We start from the raw sequence: 622 nt of genomic DNA on the forward strand, positions 1-622 counted from the left end.
GCGCCGCGCGCGCGCACACCGCGACGGCCGACGCGGCCAGCGGCGCGGCGGCCGGCGGCAATCTCCGCCGCGCCCGCTCGACGCAATATGCGAGCGATGGCGGCACGCCGGTGCCGAGCGCCGGCTTCCTCGGCTTCGACACCGGCCACCACTGACCGCCCCGAGGGCGGCGGCTGCCGGTATTCCGATCACGCGGATGGCTGGCTGGGGCGGGAGGATTCGAACCTCCGCATGGCGGAATCAAAATCCGCTGCCTTACCGCTTGGCGACGCCCCAACGGCGGCGGTGATAGGTGCGGCGCCGCGCCGCGTAAAGCCTTGCGTCAGGCGGCGTGCAATCCGCCCGACCATACCCACCAGCCGGGCATCTGCCCGAGCGCGCGCTGTCCCGCCCGCGCCGCCTCCTCCGTCGCGAACAGGCCGAAACATGTGGCGCCGGAGCCGCTCATGCGCGCCAGCTCCACGCCCGGCAGGCGACCGATCGCCGCCAGCACGTCGGCGATCACCGGGCAAAGGCTGATCGCCGGCGCCTCCAGATCGTTCAGCGTCCCGTCGCGCAGGTCGCGCGCCATCGCCGCCGCCGTCGGCCATCGCGCCGGCAGCGCCGCCGCCGCCGCATAGGT

General features: G+C 74.8%; 1 tRNA gene and 1 pseudogene. Both read right to left on the reverse strand.

What is annotated here, in order from left to right:
* Positions 1-201: 201 nt before the first annotated feature.
* Positions 202-276: transfer RNA gene (locus B8460_RS19955), tRNA-Gln, on the reverse strand.
* A gap of 46 nt (positions 277-322) precedes the next feature.
* Positions 323-622: pseudogene (locus tag B8460_RS19960) on the reverse strand (4-(cytidine 5'-diphospho)-2-C-methyl-D-erythritol kinase); the annotation flags it as partial.

Origin of the sequence: Acidisphaera rubrifaciens HS-AP3 (assembly GCF_000964365.1) — a bacterium.
Taxonomy (GTDB): domain Bacteria; phylum Pseudomonadota; class Alphaproteobacteria; order Acetobacterales; family Acetobacteraceae; genus Acidisphaera; species Acidisphaera rubrifaciens.